General features: G+C 58.6%; 19 protein-coding genes. 13 read left to right on the top strand and 6 right to left on the bottom strand.

What is annotated here, in order from left to right; translation table 11 throughout:
- Window positions 1-4: 4 nt before the first annotated feature.
- Entirely contained in the window at window positions 5-1,648 is a 1,644-nt protein-coding gene (locus tag TL5118_RS10810) for a lysine--tRNA ligase (RefSeq protein WP_058245022.1), read from the bottom strand.
- 153 nt (window positions 1,649-1,801) lie between these two features.
- Between TL5118_RS10810 and TL5118_RS10805 the strand changes: the two genes are divergently transcribed.
- Both TL5118_RS10805 and TL5118_RS10800 read left to right on the top strand, forming a co-directional pair.
- Window positions 1,802-2,230: a tellurite resistance TerB family protein gene (locus TL5118_RS10805; RefSeq protein ID WP_058245021.1), complete on the top strand. Its 429-nt coding sequence runs from the start codon at window positions 1,802-1,804 to the stop codon at window positions 2,228-2,230.
- A 156-nt stretch (window positions 2,231-2,386) separates the two neighbouring features.
- Entirely contained in the window at window positions 2,387-3,424 is a 1,038-nt protein-coding gene (locus TL5118_RS10800; RefSeq protein WP_058245020.1) for a phospholipase D family protein, read from the top strand.
- A 52-nt stretch (window positions 3,425-3,476) separates the two neighbouring features.
- Here TL5118_RS10800 and dacB read toward each other — a convergent pair whose 3' ends face one another.
- Together dacB and TL5118_RS10790 are read right to left on the bottom strand one after the other, a co-directional pair.
- On the bottom strand, window positions 3,477-4,868 hold the full coding sequence (gene dacB, locus TL5118_RS10795) for a D-alanyl-D-alanine carboxypeptidase/D-alanyl-D-alanine endopeptidase (RefSeq protein ID WP_306345435.1): 1,392 nt from the start codon (window positions 4,866-4,868) through the stop codon (window positions 3,477-3,479).
- A gap of 213 nt (window positions 4,869-5,081) precedes the next feature.
- Window positions 5,082-5,681, bottom strand: coding sequence for a nicotinate-nucleotide adenylyltransferase (locus tag TL5118_RS10790; RefSeq protein WP_058245018.1), 600 nt, complete (start codon window positions 5,679-5,681; stop codon window positions 5,082-5,084).
- Window positions 5,682-5,835: 154 nt separating this feature from the next.
- On the opposite strand from TL5118_RS10790, the gene TL5118_RS10785 reads away from it, so the two are divergent.
- From TL5118_RS10785 to TL5118_RS10750, 8 genes are all read left to right on the top strand, one after another.
- Window positions 5,836-6,711, top strand: a complete 876-nt coding sequence (locus tag TL5118_RS10785) for a bifunctional helix-turn-helix transcriptional regulator/GNAT family N-acetyltransferase (protein ID WP_058245017.1) — start codon at window positions 5,836-5,838, stop codon at window positions 6,709-6,711.
- A 283-nt stretch (window positions 6,712-6,994) separates the two neighbouring features.
- Window positions 6,995-8,650, top strand: coding sequence for an energy-dependent translational throttle protein EttA (gene ettA / locus TL5118_RS10780; RefSeq protein ID WP_058245016.1), 1,656 nt, complete (start codon window positions 6,995-6,997; stop codon window positions 8,648-8,650).
- Window positions 8,651-8,766: 116 nt separating this feature from the next.
- Entirely contained in the window at window positions 8,767-9,744 is a 978-nt protein-coding gene (locus tag TL5118_RS10775) for a hypothetical protein (protein ID WP_058260785.1), read from the top strand.
- 428 nt (window positions 9,745-10,172) lie between these two features.
- A complete protein-coding gene (locus TL5118_RS10770; RefSeq protein ID WP_082626430.1) occupies window positions 10,173-10,748 on the top strand; it encodes a L,D-transpeptidase in 576 nt (191 codons plus the stop codon).
- An 84-nt stretch (window positions 10,749-10,832) separates the two neighbouring features.
- A complete protein-coding gene (locus TL5118_RS10765; protein WP_058245014.1) occupies window positions 10,833-11,240 on the top strand; it encodes a universal stress protein in 408 nt (135 codons plus the stop codon).
- A gap of 94 nt (window positions 11,241-11,334) precedes the next feature.
- A complete protein-coding gene (locus tag TL5118_RS10760; protein WP_058245174.1) occupies window positions 11,335-11,616 on the top strand; it encodes a TFIIB-type zinc ribbon-containing protein in 282 nt (93 codons plus the stop codon).
- A 187-nt stretch (window positions 11,617-11,803) separates the two neighbouring features.
- On the top strand, window positions 11,804-13,618 hold the full coding sequence (lepA, locus tag TL5118_RS10755; protein WP_058245173.1) for a translation elongation factor 4: 1,815 nt from the start codon (window positions 11,804-11,806) through the stop codon (window positions 13,616-13,618).
- A 471-nt stretch (window positions 13,619-14,089) separates the two neighbouring features.
- Window positions 14,090-14,272 (top strand): hypothetical protein, encoded by a 183-nt coding sequence (locus TL5118_RS10750; protein WP_058245013.1) that lies wholly within the window; start codon window positions 14,090-14,092, stop codon window positions 14,270-14,272.
- Between the two features lie 110 nt (window positions 14,273-14,382).
- Here TL5118_RS10750 and TL5118_RS10745 read toward each other — a convergent pair whose 3' ends face one another.
- Complete coding sequence (locus tag TL5118_RS10745; RefSeq protein WP_058245172.1) at window positions 14,383-15,144, bottom strand: alpha/beta fold hydrolase; 762 nt, start codon at window positions 15,142-15,144, stop codon at window positions 14,383-14,385.
- Window positions 15,145-15,228: 84 nt separating this feature from the next.
- On the opposite strand from TL5118_RS10745, the gene TL5118_RS10740 reads away from it, so the two are divergent.
- A complete protein-coding gene (locus TL5118_RS10740; RefSeq protein WP_058245012.1) occupies window positions 15,229-15,603 on the top strand; it encodes a hypothetical protein in 375 nt (124 codons plus the stop codon).
- Here TL5118_RS10740 and TL5118_RS10735 read toward each other — a convergent pair.
- Window positions 15,542-16,456: a DUF817 domain-containing protein gene (locus tag TL5118_RS10735; RefSeq protein ID WP_058245011.1), complete on the bottom strand. Its 915-nt coding sequence runs from the start codon at window positions 16,454-16,456 to the stop codon at window positions 15,542-15,544. The two genes, TL5118_RS10740 and TL5118_RS10735, sit on opposite strands and share 62 nt — an antisense overlap.
- The gene (locus tag TL5118_RS10730) at window positions 16,453-16,983 is read right to left on the bottom strand and encodes an RNA 2'-phosphotransferase (protein WP_058245010.1); all 531 of its coding nucleotides are present in this window, start codon (window positions 16,981-16,983) and stop codon (window positions 16,453-16,455) included. Before TL5118_RS10730 ends, TL5118_RS10735 begins: the two co-directional genes overlap by 4 nt.
- Window positions 16,984-17,095: 112 nt before the next feature.
- Here TL5118_RS10730 and TL5118_RS10725 point away from each other — a divergent pair, with 112 nt between their 5' ends.
- Both TL5118_RS10725 and TL5118_RS10720 read left to right on the top strand, forming a co-directional pair.
- Window positions 17,096-17,692, top strand: coding sequence for a TetR/AcrR family transcriptional regulator (locus TL5118_RS10725; protein WP_058245009.1), 597 nt, complete (start codon window positions 17,096-17,098; stop codon window positions 17,690-17,692).
- A gap of 101 nt (window positions 17,693-17,793) precedes the next feature.
- A complete protein-coding gene (locus TL5118_RS10720; RefSeq protein WP_058245008.1) occupies window positions 17,794-18,468 on the top strand; it encodes a PspA/IM30 family protein in 675 nt (224 codons plus the stop codon).
- Window positions 18,469-18,504: the final 36 nt, after the last annotated feature.

Genomic DNA, 18,504 nt, shown 5'->3' with positions numbered 1-18,504 from the left:
TGCCTTACGACAGTTCGCCGTTCAGCCCCTGTTCGATCAGCGCCACAGTTTCCGCCGCACCGTAAAGCGCTGCGAAGGACCCAAAGCGCGGACCCTGCGATTGACCCAGCAGCACCTCATAAAGCGCCTTGAACCAGTCCCGCAGGTTTTCGAAGCCATGGTTCTTGCCCACTGCAAAGACCACCGACTGCAGGAAATCCCCATCGGTGAAATCGGCCTCAGGCAGCGGATCTTCGTTGCCCATCATGGTGTTTTTCTTGGCGATCTGTTCCAGCGCCACCTCTGCCGAGGCGAAGGCCGCTTTCAGATCTTCCAATGCGGCCCGTTCCTGATCGGTCGGGGTGCGGAACACCTTCTCAGGCTTTACGAAGTCGTTGTAGTAGCGCACCGCATAGCCCGCCGCCGCATCCATCTGCGGGTTGGCTTCGGGGGAGGCCTCAGGCGCATAGCGCTGGATGAAGCCCCAAAGCTGCGCCTTGTCATCCGCACCGGCAACCGAGGCCAGGTTCAGAAGCATCGAGAAAGGCACCACCATGTCCGAGGCAGGTACATCACCTGCGTGAATGTGCCAGACCGGGTTGTTCAGCTGGGCCTTCACATCCTGGCCGGGATAGGCGCGCAGCTGCTGGTGATATTCGTCCATCGCCTTGGGGATTACGTCAAAATGCATCCGCTTGGCGGTTTTGGGCTTTTGATACATGAAATAGGCCAGACTCTCGGTCGGGGCGTAGGTCAGCCATTCATCGATCGAAATCCCGTTGCCCGAGGTTTTCGAGATCTTCTGCCCATTGGCATCCAGGAACAGCTCGTAGGTGAAGTGTTCCGGCGCGCGTTGGCCCAGCACACGGCAGATGCCGTCATAGATCGGCGTGTTGGTCGAGTGGTCTTTGCCATACATCTCAAAGTCCACACCCAGCGCCGCCCAGCGGGCGCCAAAGTCCGGCTTCCACTGCAGCTTCACATTGCCGCCGGTGACCGGCACGGTCCATTCTTTGCCGTCCTCATCATCAAAGGTGATGGTGTAGGTCTCGGCACAGACCTTTTTCATCGGAACGTAGAGAACACGGCCGGTTTCCGGGTGGATCGGCAGGAAGATCGAATAGGTCTGGCGGCGCTCTTCGCGCAGGGATTTCAGCATGATGGCCATGACGTCATCATATTTCTCAACGGCGCGTTTCAGCACCTCATCGAATTGGCCGGATTCGTAAAACTCCTTGGCCGAGTAGAAGTCATACTCGAACCCAAAAGTATCCAGGAACCGGCGCAGCATGGCGTTGTTGTGATGGCCAAAGCTCTCATACTCACCAAAAGGATCGGGCACTGAGGTCAGCGGCTTTTGCAGATGCTCATGCAGGCTTTCGGCGTTGGGGACGTTGCCCGGCACTTTGCGCATGCCGTCCAGATCGTCGGAGAAACAGATCAGTTTGGTCGGGATGTCGCTGATCACCTCAAAGGCGCGTTTGATCATGGTGGTGCGGGCCACTTCGCCAAAGGTGCCGATATGCGGCAGGCCCGAGGGGCCATAGCCGGTTTCAAACAGCACATAGCCCTTTTCAGGTTTGCCCTTTGCATAACGCTTTACCAGCTTCCGGGCTTCCTCAAAGGGCCAGGCTTTGGATTTCATTGCGGCGTCACGCAGTTCAGACATCTGCTGTCTCCATAGATAAACGGTCCGCCCGCGCCCCATGCGCGGCAGACCGCCGCTTCCTATTGCGGCAGAGCGCATCAGTCAATATTCTGCAATTGCAAAGGGGCCTTTAGCGCCTCACCAGCCCCCCGTTAGCCCCAGAAAGGCCCGCATATGACCCGCGAACAACCCCCTCATCCGCTCAGCCCGCAGGACTGTCTGGTTGCGATCATGGTCGCAATCTCGGCGGCGGATGCAAATATGCGCACGGCTGAGCTGGTGAAGATCCAAAACGCCGTGAACCACCTGCCGATTTTCGGGTCCTATGACATTGACCGGATCGGGGATGTGTCGCGCATCGTGTTTGAGCTGTTCTCGGAAGAGGAAGGTCTGGACGCCCTCTTTGGCCTGATCCGCGACAACCTGCCGGAGCATCTGTTCGAAACCGCCTACGCGCTGGCCTGTGATGTGGCCGCGGCGGACGGCAACATCCCCGAGTCCGAGCTGCGCCTGCTGGAAGAGATCCGCCATGAACTGAACATCGACCGCCTGCACGCCGCCGCCATCGAACGCGGCGCCCGCGCCCGCCACATCGCCGGGTGACCGGGGACGCCTACGCGTTTTGAGTTCAAGAAACCCCGCTCACGCTGAGCGGGGTTTTGTTTTGGGTGGGGAAATCTTTAAGGTTGTTTTATTTTTTTTGTTGGATATTTAGGATTGTTATTTCTGCAAGATTAAGTTTGAGGTGGTGTTGGTCCAATGACAAGAATTGTAACGGGTCAGGATATTTTGGAGAACGCGAGGGACATTTGTCGCACAGACGATGAACTGGTGTTGGCAGTCTCTTATTGGGGTAAAAACGCAGCAGATTATCTCGGGCTGCGGAAAAGCGACAAAACTCGAGTCGTGCTTAATGTTGCTCATGGCGGTACCAACCCTGCGGAGCTTCAAGTGCTGGCGGATCTTTTCCCTGAAAGAGTGCGGGTGCATCCGGATTTACATGCCAAGATCTATGCGAGCCGCGCACTGGGCCTGATCGGTTCCGCAAATGCTTCGTCAAATGGTTTGCATGGCAGTCTTCATGGCGGTCATGAGGAGGCTGGTGTTGTATTGGTTGGTGAAGCTGCGGCTCAGGCCTTTTCGCAGGCCGAGGCGTTCTACGAAGCTGGCGAGCCGCTGAGTGATGAACACATTGAGATGTGTAAACACAGGTTTGGGGCTGCCACGCTTGGTGAGTATATGCGGATGCGGCCTGCGCAGACGGCCAAAAATGTGCTTGATACGATATGTCAGCTGGATGACCTTTTTGGAAATGTACCTCTGATTTTGACCTATGACACTGTCGCAGACGAAGAAATCCAAAAGGAGTTCACCAAACAGCAAAACGAAGGGGCGAAAGAGCTTCAGGGTGACTATGATGAAACGATCTGGGACTACTGCAATTGGCGATTGAGCCCAAAGTACCTTGGGAAAAAGTGTCTTTCCATTCATCGCTCCTCGGAAAACGCTGAATTTGAGTTGCGGATCGTCCGTCCTGTCAGTCACCCACCTGACAATGCTAAGGGAACATTTGCAGACATGATGGCAGGGAGTGAGCCATTGGCGTTTGCGCTCGGTATATGTGAGAACAAGAGGAAGCGTTACATTACAGTACCGAGGGAAAACGCGGACTGGAAACGTCTAAACGCAGCATTCCAAGTACTTGTTGATGATGGCGGCTGTTATCGGCCGAATGGGTATCAAAACGGCAGAGATCTCATAAATCTCCTGGAAAGTGATCCGAAGTCGACGACCTAACTGAAGGTTCGCAATGTGTTACGATTGTTGGAATAGCCGCCAACCCAGCCCCTCATCCCCCATAGACCCCGCCCCAGCGTTCCAGCAGGGTTTGCTGCAGGGATTTGGAGCGGCGGTTCCAGGCGCGGCCGCCTTCGGGGCGTTCGCGTTCATCCTTCTTCAGCACGCGGCGGCGTTTGTCGTCGGCGGTGAAGATGGCAAAGGCCATCTGCCGCCCGTCTGGCGCGGTGACATAGCCCGCCAGCGATGAGGCAAAGTTCAGCGTGCCGGTCTTTGCCACCACCTTCAGCGGGTGGCGGGTGTTTGGCTTGCCCTTGGCATCGCGCAGGGTGATCTGTTTCAGGAGCGGCCCCAGTTGGGTGCGCGCCTGCGCGGTGGTCAGCGCGGCCACCATATCCTGCGCCGAGAGGCGCGAGCCGTCGCCAAGGCCCGAGTGATCCAGAAACTTGGCCTGCTGCATGCCCAGCCGCTGTTTCGCCCAGCGGGTCATGGCCTGACCCGAGGTGCGCAGCGAGCTGGGGGATTTCCCGCCCGACTGAGTGGCGGCAAGGCCTACCATCTCAGCGCTGAGGTTGGTGGAATATTTCAGCATGCCGCGCAGGATCTCACGCAGGATCGGGCTTTGATGGGTGGCCAGCGTGGTGCCGCCGGGCAGGGACTTCACCACTTTTTCCTTAGGCAAAACAATGCCATGGGCGCGGGCTAGGGTGCGGAATACCTCCCCTGCGTAAAGGTCTGGACGACGCACCGGCAGCCAGCGTGCCCCGCCTTTGCCCAAGGCCCCGCTGGCAACCGTCCAGTGATCGGTGCTGCCCTTTTGCTGATAGGTGTAGACCGGCACCTGCCGTTTGATCACCGCCATGCGGGAGATCTGCACCTCAGGCCGGTAATTGGCCGAGCGGGCGTCCATGGTGACCCCCCAGCCGGCACCGGCGCGTTTCCATTCGAAATGCACCCGATTGTAGTTCAGCGACAGGCCGGAAATCGCCGGGTTATAGCCGACGTGATCGGGTTGGCTGTCATCGATCTGGCGCAGGTAGGGCAGGGCGCCGGCATAGAGCAGGAAGCGCCCGCGCACCTCACGCAGGCCGCTGGCCTTCAGCGTTTTGGCCAGCTGCGCCAGGGCTTCGGTGTCGAGCGTCGGATCGCCGCCACCGGCAAGGATCAGATCGCCCTGCAGCACGCCGTTTTGCACCGGTTTGGTGGCAATCAGCCGGGTGCGGAACCGATGATTGGGGCCCAGCCGGTCCAGCGCATAAAGCGCGGTGACCGCTTTGGTCACGCTGGCGGGGGGCAAAACGGCATTGGCCGCGCGCCCCTCCAGGATCTCACCGCTGTGGGGATCGGCGACCGCACAGCTCAGCCCGCCGCTGAGTTTGGCGCGGGCGAGCAGGGTTTCGATCGTTTCTGCCTTGGGCAGGGTGGGCGTGCCGGGACGCGCCACAGGTCGCAGGGAGCGATCGACGGGTCTGGCAACGGTGGGGCTGGCCGAAAATGCAGCCAGGGCGCTTATAAAAAAACGTCTGGAAAGTGAGTGAACCATAAGGCGCAGTTTACCCCGGGTCTGGGGCGGGCCTCAAGCACGCAGATGGGATGTTTTGATGAATTTCCCGCGACATTGCAGCCCCTTCGGGCCGGAACGTGGGGATAAGGTGGGCTAGCCCCAGCCACCACCGGCGCGGATCTGGGTGGAGGACTGCGCCACCATCGGCATGTTCACAAAGCACCAGCGCGGCGGGCGGCCCTGTGGCAGCGCCTGGCTGTGGCGCGGGGAGAGCTTTTGTTGCCGGTGCATCCGCGCTGCCTTGGAACAGCGCGCCGCCAGCCGGTCACCGGGGCGGGCCAGCACCCCGACGGGCACATCGGCCATGATCTGCTGCCAGTTCTGCCAGCGGTGAAACTGCACCAGATTGTCCGCCCCCATCAGCCAGACAAAGCGCACCCCTGGATAGAGGCGCTGCAGACGGCTGAGGGTTTCGGCGGTGTAGCGGGTGCCGATGTGGCATTCCAGATCAGTCACGGTCACGCGCGGGTGGTTGATCACCTGCCGGGCCCGTTGCAGCCGCTGCGCCATGGCCGCGGGCCCCCGTGATTTCAACGGGTTGCCGGGGCTGACCAGCCACCAGACCCGATCCAGCCCAAACCGCTTCAGCGCTTCGCGGGTGATATGGGCATGGCCGGCATGGGCGGGATCAAAGGATCCCCCAAGCAGGCCGATGGTCTGACCGGCGCGGGCGTATGGCAGGGTGTTGCGCATGTCTTTCCATCTCGGAGCGGGGGCGCGCTGTCAACCGTTAAGCGTCTTTTCGGGGCTGCATGCAGGGCAGGGTGGCGAGGCTTGCAATTTTGATATAGTTGCCTTAAGTCAACTATTCTATCAAGTAAGACATCGCTGCCAGGAAGCCCCCGTAATGCCGCAAGATCCCATCGCCCGTATCCGCCGTTTCAATCGCGCTGTCACCCGTGAAACCGGCGCGTTGGACAATTCCTTTCTGGGCCGCGGGCGGCCTCTGGGCCCGGCGCGGGTGCTGCATGCCATTGGCCCTGAAGGCCGCGATCTGGAATCGATCCGCAGCTATCTGGACCTCGACAAGCCGCTGCTCAGCCGGTTTTTGAAATCGCTGCAGGATGAGGGGCTGTTGGAATTGCAGCGCGATCCCAACGATGGCCGCCGCCGTATCGCCCTGCTGACCGAGGCCGGCAGGGCCGAACGTGATGCTTATAATGCGCTGTCGGATGCGCAGGCCGATAAGATCCTGTCACGCCACCCTCGACCCGAAGCGTTGCTGGAGGCGATGGATCTGGTCGCCTCGGCCCTTGGCCGGGACCGGATCGAACTGGTTGAATGTGACCCCCGTAGCCCCGATGCGGTGGGCTGTCTGGAGGCCTATTACAAAGAGCTGGGCGAGCGGTTCGATACCGGTTTTGACGTCAACCTCAGCGCTGATCCCGATGCCACCGACATGATGGCGCCAAGGGGCGTGTTCTTTGTGGCCTATTCCGATGGCATGCCGCTGGGATGCGTTGGCGTCAAAGGCACCGACAAAGGCTATGCCGAAATCAAACGCCTGTGGATTTCCCCCGCCGCCCGCGGTTTGGGCCTGTCCCGCACCCTGATGGCAGAGGCGGAGCGCGCCGCCAAAGACCTTGGCATCACCCTGCTGCGGCTCGACACCAATTCGGCCCTGCCCGAGGCGGTGGCGCTTTACCAACGCTCCGGCTGGAGTGAGATTGAGCGGTTCAACGATGACCCCTATCCCGACTACTTTTTTGAGAAGAAGATCTGAGGCCTGATTGTCGGCGCGTATTAAGGGGCATGCCTGTTCACTGCTTCTGTTGATGGGTTGGATTTTGCTAGTACGACCGCCTAGCGTTTTTGCCCCTGCCCAACAGGCACTGTTGGGCCGCGCCGTTCCGCCCCCACGGGGCGGCGCGTTCGCACCACCCCTCGGAACGGCGCTCGGTACAATTGGGCAGGTGTTGCATCGTCTCTATCAACCGCATTGCCCCCCCAAGCCCCATCCGCTATCACCTCTGCCAACCTAAGTTTTCCTGTAAGAGAGCTCCCCCATGGCATCCTATCAATATGTCTACCACATGTCCGGCGTCTCCAAGACCTATCCGGGCGGTAAGAAATGCTTTGAAAACATCCACCTGAACTTCCTCCCCGGGGTGAAGATCGGCGTTGTGGGCGTGAACGGCGCCGGTAAATCGACGCTGATGAAGATCATGGCCGGTATGGACAAGGACTTCACCGGCGAAGCCTGGCACGCCGAAGGCGCCAAGGTCGGCTACCTGCCGCAGGAGCCGGAGCTGGACCCGAGCCTCGATGTGCGCGGCAATGTGATGCTGGGTGTGGCCGAGAAAAAGGCTATCCTGGATCGCTACAATGAGCTGGCGATGAACTACAGCGATGAAACCGCGGATGAGATGGCGCAGCTGCAGGATGAGATCGACAGCCAGAACCTGTGGGATCTGGACAGCCAGGTTGATATCTCGCTGGAGGCGCTGCGCTGCCCCCCCGATGATGCCGATGTGACCAGCCTGTCGGGTGGTGAGAAACGTCGTGTGGCGCTGTGTAAGCTGCTGCTGGAAGCACCTGATATGCTGCTGCTTGACGAACCGACCAACCACCTGGACGCGGAAACCATCGCCTGGCTGCAGCAGCACCTGATCGACTACAAGGGCACCATCCTGATCGTCACCCACGACCGCTACTTCCTGGATGACATCACCGGCTGGATCCTGGAACTCGACCGCGGCCGTGGCATTCCCTACGAAGGCAACTACTCGGCCTGGCTGGAACAAAAAGCAAAACGCCTGCAGCACGAAGCCAAAGAAGACAAAGCCCGCCAGAAAACGCTGGAGCGCGAGCTGGAATGGATGCGTCAAGGCGCCAAGGCGCGTCAGGCGAAATCCAAGGCCCGTATCGCCGCCTATAACGATCTGGCCAACCAGTCCGAGCGCGAAAAAATCACCCGCGCCCAGATCGTGATCCCGAACGGCCAGCGTCTTGGTGGTAAGGTGATTGAGGTGAACGGCCTGAAGAAGGCGATGGGTGATAAGCTCCTGGTCGAGGATCTGTCGTTCAGCCTGCCGCCCGGTGGGATCGTCGGTGTGATCGGTCCCAACGGCGCCGGTAAAACCACCCTGTTCCGCATGCTGACCGGTCAGGAACAGCCTGATGAGGGCACCGTGGAATATGGCGAGACCGTGCAGCTGTCTTACGTCGATCAGTCGCGCGACGATCTGAAAGACAATGAAACCGTCTGGGAAGCGATTTCTGGCGGGGCGGAGCTGATTGAATTGGGCGATGCGCAGGTCAACTCGCGCGCCTATTGCTCGTCCTTCAACTTCAAAGGCGGTGATCAGCAGAAAACCCTGAACCTCTTGTCCGGTGGTGAGCGCAACCGTGTCCACATGGCGCGCCTGCTGAAAGAGGGCGGCAACGTGCTGCTGCTCGACGAACCGACCAACGACCTGGACGTTGAGACCCTACGCGCCCTGGAAGATGCGCTGGTTGATTTCGCCGGCTGCGCGGTGGTGATCTCGCACGACCGTTTCTTCCTTGACCGGATCTGTACCCACATCCTCGCCTTCGAAGGTGACGCCCATGTGGAATGGTTCGAGGGCAACTTCGAGGACTACGAAGAAGACAAGAAACGCCGCCTGGGCCCCGACGCGCTGGAGCCGAAGCGGATCAAACACAAGAAATTCACCCGTTAAGGGGTGGCAAAGCGGCCCTTCGGGGCCGCTTTTTTGTTTTGTGAATTCTCCGACTTGCACTCAAAGCGCGATTTTGCTTCTGATTGATGCATCTTATTGATGATTTGGGAAGCGATATGAGAAAGCTGTACATATTTGGTAACGGCTTAGGTCGTGCATTTGACAATGACTTCTACAGTTTAAAGCGGGCACTTGAGGAAGCCTGGTCCGAAGAAGGCCCCCTAAACGATGACGAACGTGCGCTAATTGCAAATTGCCTCAGCGACGGCGCTGTCGGGCCAGAGATGGCAGCTCCTACCGAAGAGGCTCAGTTACGCGATCTGCAACGAGTTGTGGATGCTTGCGATTTGATTGCGCATTTTCAAGAACGCGCCAATTGTGACGAGGCTTGGTTAACTGGTAATGGAGAAGATTTTCCCAATGCTGTGCGCAGGTATTTTCATCACGCAGCATCTCAGTTTCATAGTGCAGAGCACAAGTTACCCCCTGAGTTTGCCCAAAAATTCCGGGCCTTTGTTGAGCGTGACAGACCGCATATTGCTACATTGAACTATGATGATCTTTTGTACGGTTCTTTCGTGGAGACACCAATTGCGCAACAACACTTGTTGCGAGACGGTTTCTTGCGCGGGAAATTTGATTTCGAGTTCCATAAACGGCTTATGATAGAGGGTGAGGGCTGGTTTCTGCATCTCCACGGCTCTCCATTGTTCATTAGAAGAGGTGGTAAAGACCGGAAAATCACGAGAGCGGAGCTGCCTAGTCACCTAGGATACGAGAGAACTCACCTGGTTCTGACAGATGCTAAAAGCAAGCCCGGTGCTATCAATTCATCCGCAATACTTCGGCGATATTGGGCTGAACTTGCAGAGATACTTAAGCAACCAGTCGCGGTTACGCTTTTTGGCTATGGAGGCGCGGATCTACATCTCAATCGTTTGATATCCGAAGCCCATGAGGGCGCGACGATCCGAGTTGTTTCAAGAACTCCTGATGATGAAAATTCCGCAAAAGCACACTGGGAGTGTCTGTTTCGCAGCAGAGATCTGGAGTTTTTGTTTCTAGATAATATCCTCGATCTTCAGGACTGGTGATAATTACCCAAAACCAGCCCGGCTTTGCCGGGCAGCGCCCGAACCGCCCCCACGGGGCGGGCGCTTCGCTTCGCCCCTCGGTTCGGTCGCTAGGGGCTAAGTACAGAGGTATCCGCTTCTAAAACACATCCCCTCACAGCGCCGCCATCTGGCTGAAACATCGCTGGAAACAGGTCCTCGGCCTCCCCACGTCCTTAGACATAGGAGGACACACCGATGCCGAGATCTGAACCCCAACCCACCCGCAAACATGACCTGCCGCGTCCGTCGGAGGCGCAGGGCAGGGCACCTTATCGCTTCACCGATTGGGCGGCGATCTGAGTGCCCAAAGCGGTCCTATTGGCAAAAACGTGATCGCCGGGGCCTTTGAAAACATTGATTTTGCCACCCGGCTCAGGGCATTCTGCGGGCATTCCTTTGCAAAACATATGAGTGCCCCCCTGATGCTACGCCGCCATTTCCTCACCTCCGCTGCCGCCGCCTCGACCACGCTTGCGATGCCCTCCATCGCGCGGGCCTTTGAGGTTGATACGAAATACCTGCCGCAGGAGGTGCGGATCAAAAGCGGGGTAGAGCCGGGGCAGATCCTGATCCTGCCACAGGCGCATTACCTCTATTTGGTCACCGGGCCCAATCAGGCACGGCGCTACGGCGTTGGCGTCGGCAAGGCGGGGCTGGAGTTCAAAGGTGACGCGGTGATCCAACGCAAGGCCAAGTGGCCAAACTGGCGCCCCACGGCTGAGATGATCAAACGTGAGCCGCGCACCTATGCGAAGTTTGTCGACAATGACTACATTCAACCGGGTGGTCCGTCGAACCCTTTGGGCGCGCGGGCGCTTTACCTTTATAAAAATGGCCGCGACACTTATTTCCGCATCCATGGCACGACCCAGCCGCGCTCGATCGGGCGCTCGGTCTCCAACGGCTGTATCCGCATGATCAATGACCATGTGAAGGATCTGTATGAGCGGGTGCCCACGGGAACCCGCGTCACAGTGCTGTAATCCGCCCCTGACCCGGATCTGACCTGTATCAAGGTGGCCTCCTTTCGCCTGTGGCACTGTCACGGCAAGCGAAAGGAGATCCCTATGTATAAGAACATTCTTGTCCCCGTCTCATTTGAAGAAAACCGCGACTCGGCCGGTGCCTTGGAAATCGCCCAAGCGATCCGGGCCGAAGGCGGCAAAATGACCGTGCTGCATGTGATGGAGGCGGTGCCGGGCTATGCGCTGACCTATGTGCCCGAAGGGTTTCACAGCGATATGCAGAAAACTGTTGCCGAAGAACTGGCCCAAATGGTTGAGGGCATCGACGGCGCCGAGGTTCAGGTGGTGGATGGCCATTCGGGCCGCACTATTGTGGATTACGCGGCTGAAAATGACATCGACTGTATCGTCATCGCCTCGCACCGTCCGGGCATGCAGAACCTGCTACTTGGCTCCACCGCGACGCAAGTTGTACGCCATGCCAAATGCGCGGTGCATGTGCTGCGCTGATCGCTGCTGATTGCGTCGAAATGACCGTTGATGGGGCTTGTTCCAGCCGGGGCAAGCCCCATTTCTATGGGGCAACCATAAAGGAGTGATGATGATGCAATGTCCGATCGACGGCGCCCAACTGGTGATGACCGAACGCGCGGGGGTCGAAATTGACTACTGCCCGCAGTGTCGCGGTGTTTGGCTGGACCGGGGTGAGTTGGACAAGATCATCGAACGCTCCGCCGTGCCCGAGGCGCCGCAGCCCGCGCCGCGTCAGGCGTATCGCGAGGAACGCCGTGACAGCGGTTATGACAGCCGGGGCTATGACGATCGCAAGCACTATAAGAAGCGCAAACAGAAGAGCTTCCTGTCCGAGATCTTTGACTTCGACTGATCTGCACGAAGGTATCCGATGGCGCCCGCGAGCCGGGCGCCTTTGCTGTTTCTGAGGATCACGTTTCGTGGCCCAGGGGGCGCACAGCCACGAAAATCAGCCAAACCCCGCGTTCATTGTGCTTTTGCAGGGCGCGGGGCGCATGCGCCATATTGACCAGCGCCCGATTCCAACGCATATCCCGCTCATGACCGACCTGAAAAACATCCGCAACTTCTCGATCGTGGCGCATATCGACCACGGTAAATCCACGCTGGCTGACCGCCTGATCCAATCGACCAATACCGTGGCCGATCGGGACATGAAGGAACAGCTCCTGGACTCGATGGATATCGAGCGGGAACGCGGCATCACCATCAAGGCCAACACCGTGCGCATCGACTATCAGGCGAAGGACGGTGAGACCTATGTGCTGAACCTGATCGACACCCCCGGCCACGTGGACTTTGCCTATGAGGTGTCGCGTTCGATGCGGGCCGTTGAAGGTTCGCTGCTGGTGGTGGATTCGACCCAAGGGGTTGAGGCGCAGACCCTGGCCAATGTCTATCAGGCGATTGAGGCCGATCATGAGATCGTGCCGGTTCTGAACAAGATCGACCTGCCCGCCTCGGACTGTGACCGTGTGGCCGAGCAGATTGAAGATGTGATCGGTATTGATGCCACGGACGCCATTCAGGTCTCGGCGAAATCGGGCATCGGTATTGAGGACACGCTGGAAGCGATCGTGCAGCGCCTGCCGGCGCCGAGCGGTGATCGTGATGCGCCGCTGAAGGCGATGCTGGTTGACAGCTGGTATGACGCTTACCTGGGCGTTGTGGTTCTGGTGCGGATCATGGACGGCACCCTGCGCAAAGGGCAACGTATCACCATGATGCAGACCGGCGCCAACTACCCTGTGGACCGGGTTGGCGTGTTCCGCCCTGAGATGACGCAGGTTGAGGAGTTGGGCCCGGGTGAAATCGGCTTTATCACCGCCTCGATCAAACAGGTGCGTGACACCAAGGTGGGCGATACGATCACCACCGAAAAGAAAGGCGCCGAGGAGCCGCTGGAAGGCTTTAAACCCAGCCAGCCGGTGGTGTTCTGTGGCCTGTTCCCGGTCGACTCGGCCGAGTTTGAGGATCTGCGCGGCGCGATTGAGAAGCTGGCACTGAATGATGCGTCCTTCTCTTATGAAATGGAAACCTCCGCCGCGCTGGGCTTTGGCTTCCGCTGCGGCTTCCTGGGGCTGTTGCACCTTGAGGTGATCCGCGACCGGATCGAACGCGAATATAACATTGAGCTAATCACCACCGCGCCGTCGGTGATCTATCACGTCTACATGAAGGGCAAGGATAACGAGCCCGGTGAGATGATTGAGCTGCACAACCCGGCCGACATGCCTGACCTTTCCAAGGTGGACCACCTTGAGGAGCCGCGCATCAAGGCCACCATCATGGTGCCGGATGAATATCTGGGCGACGTGCTGAAACTGTGTCAGGACCGTCGTGGCCTGCAGGAAGATCTGACCTATGCTGGCACTCGCGCAATGGTGGTCTATGACCTGCCGCTGAACGAGGTTGTGTTTGACTTCTACGACCGTCTGAAATCGGTGACCAAGGGCTATGCGTCCTTTGACTATCAGATGACCGGCTACCGCGAAGACACGCTGGTGAAGATGTCCATTCTGGTCAACGAAGAGCCGGTGGATGCGCTTTCCGTGATGGTGCACCGCGATCGCGCCGAACTGCGGGGCCGCGCCATGTGTGAGAAGCTGAAAGAGCTGATCCCGCGCCACATGTTCAAGATCCCGATCCAGGCCGCCATCGGTGGCAAGGTGATTGCCCGTGAAACCCTGGCCGCGCTGCGCAAGGATGTGACGGCCAAGTGTTACGGCGGCGACATGACCCGGAAGAAGAAACTGCTGGAGAAGCAGAAGGCGGGTAAGAAGAAGATGCGCCAGTTCGGTAAGGTGGACATCCCGCAAGAGGCCTTCATCTCGGCCTTGAAGATGGATGACTGAGACACGACCCCGCACCTTGGTGCGGGGTTTCTTTTGGGGCGCTTCGCTTTTGGGGGCAGTTATGCAGCCCGCTTCATCCGCCTCTATTGTGCGGATGTACTTGGGCGGATTTCTGTATTGTTGATATTTTGACGTCTGTATGGTCAATAGTTTGACGTCATGCACTGACCTGTCGCGCGGCCCTGTGCACGCTTCAGTCGTAGGGAAATTTTAGTTGACAATTAAAACTTGTTTCATGCAAAAGCTGCCAAGTTTTAAAGGCTAAACCTGTATTTTTGAGGTCTGTTTAACTCGAGCGTAGGCTTGAAGAAAAAATATGCCATTTCCCGTATATCTACGGTTGTGGCGATCTGCTTGACCCTACGTTGCTGTCAAAATCACATACTTAAGTGTTGATTCAAATCAAAAGGCAAATCATTCAAAGTAAGTAATATGATCAAGACGTTGAAGTAACTGAATTGGGCGAAAGATATGCTCAGGCTTGCAGCCATCCTGCACCTCTTTATTGGTGCTACGCTTTCCGGCACATGTCTGATTATCGCGCTGGTGATGGGCCATGACAGGGTTGTCGGCCTGCTGACGGCGGCGCTGATTGGATTTGTTCTGTCGCTGCCACTGACCTACCTGGTCGCGCGCAAACTTTATCACGACTGATCAATAGGTTCTCGGCATCCCGCTTCGGCGGGAGGCGGCGATGGTGCTCGCGGGAAGGGGTCCCCCAGGTGCTGTCGCCGCCGCTAAGACCCGTGTGCCCTCCCGGTAAATCAGGTATTAGCGAGGTAGCTGCGCACGGCAGCTTCGAACTCACGCGGCTTTTCCGCATGCAGCCAGTGACCGGCACCCGGCAGTTTGGCAAAGTGGCTGTTGGGGAAATAGCTTTTGGTCAAATCCCGATCTTCCCGGCGCACATAGTCCGATAGCGCCCCGGCTAGAAACAGGGTTTTGCCATCGAACTGCCCGTCAATCTTGGGGAAGCTGAGGATCTGATCCATGTCCCGTGCCAGCACGTCCAGGTTGAGCCGCCAGCGTTTGCCCGCCACATCCAGTGACTGCGTGAAGAAGGTCGGCAACACCGGATCATCCACAATCGCGCGCAGCTGTGCCTCGGCGTCAGAACGTTTTTCGACCTGTGCCAGATCCACCGCGCGCATCGCCTCGATGTATTGGATCTGCGAATGGGTGTAGCTGACCGGCGCAATGTCCGCGATCACCAGCCGGTTGACCAGATCGGGGTGTTTCAGCGCCAGCACCATCGCCGCTTTGCCGCCCATTGAGTGGCCCAGCACATCCATCGGCGCGCCATGGGCGCGGATCACCTCGGCCAGATCTTCGGCCATGTCCTCATAGCTGTGGCTGTCATGCCAGGGGCTGTGCCCGTGGTTGCGCTGGTCAACAGCAATCACCTGCCGTTCGTCAGACAGGCGTTTGGCAATCACACCCCAATTGCGGCCAGAGCCGTAAAGGCCATGAACAATCAAAAGAGCGGGCTGGTCGGTCGGTTCACCGTGGACAATCTGGTTCAGCATGGGGGATAGATAGTGGAGCACGCGCGCGCGTGCCAGAGACATTCGCGCCCCAAAGGCGCAACACTGGATGCAGAGGACGCAAAAGTGATCGACCAACAGGCGCTGACCCGGATGGAGAGTGAGCTGAATGAGCTACTGGCCGAAAAGTTTGGCCTGTCCAGCGGGCCGCTGACCGCACGGTTGCAGCGGCTGGGGCGCCGGGTGCCGGGCTATGTGCGCCGCGCCGCGCAAGTGCTGGTCGAGGCCGGGGCCCATGTGGGCCACCCCAAGCTGATGATGCAGGTCGATGCAGCCGAGGTGGAGCGCGCCTATCGCACCCTGCGCCAGCATCTGAAAACCGTGGATGTCAAAGACCGCCGCAAAGGCGCGGTGCTGTCGCTCTTGGGCAGCCTGTCGTTCAACCTGCTGGCGGTGCTGGCGTTGTTGCTGCTGATTCTGGTGTGGCGCGGCTTTCTGTGATCCGCTGAGGCTGTACTGGCTGACGGTGCAGCGCGTGACGGATCACCAGGGTGACGGTTACGAAGCTGACGTAGAGCAGCAGATACCATGATCCCATCTTGGCAAAGCTGACCTTCTCCAGCGGGTTCTGCCCTGCATAGAGCCACGTGCCGGTGAGCGTGCCGATGTTTTCGGCCAGCCACAGAAAGAAGCTGGAGAAAAACGCCGCCAGTGGCAGCGGCATCCAATACCAGTTGTCGCCAATGCGAAACCAGATCCGGGTGCGCAGAAACATCACCAATGTGGCGGCAAACAGTAGATAGCGCATGTCGGGCACAAAATGATGGGCGAAGAAGTTCACATAGATCGCTGTGGCCAGCATCACCGTGGTCCAGAACGGCGGGTAGGGGGCAAACTGCATGTCAAACAGCCGGATGACCCGCGCCATATAAGACCCCACCGCCGCATACATGAAGCCGGAGAACAGCGGCACCCCCAATAGTTTCAGGATCCCCGGTTCGGGATAGGCCCAACTGCCGGCCTGCACCTTGAACAGCTCCATCGCGGTGCCTGTCAGGTGGAACAGGGCGATGACTTTGGCCTCTTCCCAGCTTTCCAGCTTCAGGCTGAGGAACAGCACCTGCAGGCCCACGGCCACAATGACCAGCGCGTCATAGCGGTGCAGCGCCCAGTCCGGCTGCCAGATCGCCTTGCTGCCGAGAATTGCAGCCAGCAGGCAAATCCCGAACAGGCAGGCCCAGCCCTGTTTCAGCACAAACATCACAAATTCCGCCACCGGCCCCGGCAGCCGCTCACGCATCCAGTCACCAAGGCGGCGTTCAACGGTCAGGGTATGGGGGGCGTGTTGGGTCATTCGGAGAGTGCCTCTGGCGCGACAGAGCCAGTCAGCCAAACGCCGTTTTCCGATAAGTAGAAAGCCTGCCCTTGTTGGTGGAGCGCCGAGGCTGCGACCTGCAAAATCACTGGTTTCCCGTGACGGGCGCCAACAGTCCGGGCCGTCTCCTTATCGGCGGAAAGATGGACGTGCTGGCGACCCATCGGTCGCAAGCCTTCTGCCAAAATTTGCGCGCGTGTGGATTCGGCGGTGCCGTGATAAAGGATTGAGGGAGGTGTGACTGGCTTGAGCCCCAGGTCCACATCGCGGGAGTGACCTTGCCGCGCGCGGATGCGCCGACCATCCTCAGATAGTGCAAACCTTTGTTTTGGATTGGTTTCAACAATCTCTAGCAATTCTTCGTGCGTGATCGGCTGACGGCTATTGGCAAGGATCGCATCCACCGGCGCCCAGCCAGCGGCATCAAGGGTAAGACCGATTTCTTCTGGGGAGTGGCGCAGAATGAGGCTTAGAAATTTGCTTTTGGATATAAGTGACTTTTTCATCGGTCCAGTTAGCCGCGCTTGGGCAGGGCTGTCCAGCTTGGGCCTTTCCCTCGGCGGGTCTTCGCGGTAGTCATGAACGACGTTCAATGTGTTTGGCGATGAGGGGACACAGATGGCAGGCAAGGTAGAGGCCCGGCGCGCGGCGCTGCGGGAGAAGCTGGTGGAACTGGCCGAAGCGCAGATCGTTGCCGAAGGGCTGGGATCGCTGAAGGCGCGGCAGTTGGCGAAAGAGGCGGGGTGCGCCCTAGGGGCCATCTATAACGTGTTTGAGGATATGACGGCGCTTGTGCTGGAGGTGAACGGCCGCACCTTTCAGCAATTGGGGGCGACGGTGCGCGGCTCACTGGAAGGGGCGGAGCATCTGGATCCAAATGCCCGGTTGATTCGCATGAGTCACGCTTATCTGGGCTATGCTGCCGACAACACGCACCTGTGGCGGGCGCTGTTTGATGTGGACATGTCGACCGAAAATGCGGTGCCACAGTGGTATATGCAGGCCTTGGGGGAGTTGTTTGCATTGATCGCCGCCCCCTTGGCCGAACTGTTCCCGGAAAAGGACCGCGATGAGCTGTCATTGATGACACGGGCCTTATTTTCCTCGGTGCACGGCATGGTTCTGCTGGGATTGCAGCAGCGGATTTCCGGGGTGCCACGCGATCAGATCGCAGAAATGATTTCGCAGGTATTGGGTCAAATCGGGAAAAATTGAACATCGTTCAAGAAATGTCTTGAACGATGTTCAGGAGTGTCTTACCTCTAGTTTATGAACGATGTTCACGACAGCATCGCAAGTGAATTGGAGGAAAGATTATGTTCTCGACTTTGAAGACCCTGGTGACCGGCGCAAATGCCCGTGCAGAAGAGCGTCTGCGCGACACCTATGCGATTGAATTGATCGATCAGAAAATCCGCGAAGCTGAGGCGGGTTTGAAAAACGCCAAATTCACACTGGCCAGCCTGATGCAGAAACAGCGCGGCGAGGCCAGCCAGCTGCAGCGGATTGACGGGCAGATCGTGGACCTGACCAGCCGCGCCACCGCCGCATTGGAGGGCGGGCGTGAAGATCTGGCGATGCAGGCAGCGGACGCCATTGCCCGAATGGAAAACGAACGCCAGCAGCGCCAACAGACGCTGGACCGGCTGGAGGCCCGTGTGATGCAGCTGAAACACTCGGTTGAACGCGCCCACCGTCGCATTCTGGATCTGAAGCAGGGCGCCCTGCAGGCACGTGCAGCCCACAAGGAACAGCAGATGCAGAAACGGCTGGGACGTCACGTGGCGCAGGACAGCGCCTTTGAGGAGGCCGAAGGGCTGATCGCCCGGGTGCTGGACCGTGATGACCCCTTTGAGCAGTCCATGATCCTGAATGAGATTGACGCCGATCTGCCCCCCGGCAGCGCCACAGATACCCTTGCTGAGGCCGGGTTTGGCCCCGCCACAAAATCCACCGCCGCCGATGTGCTGGCGCGGCTGAAAACCAAATAATCCCCAACCCAGCACCTGATAGATAACTGATAGACT

It is taken from the genome of Thalassovita autumnalis (assembly GCF_001458255.1).
GTDB classification, from domain to species: Bacteria; Pseudomonadota; Alphaproteobacteria; order Rhodobacterales; family Rhodobacteraceae; genus Thalassobius; species Thalassobius autumnalis.
The sequence above is the reverse complement of the archived record's forward strand: the minus strand, read 5'-3'. Positions and strand labels throughout refer to the sequence as shown.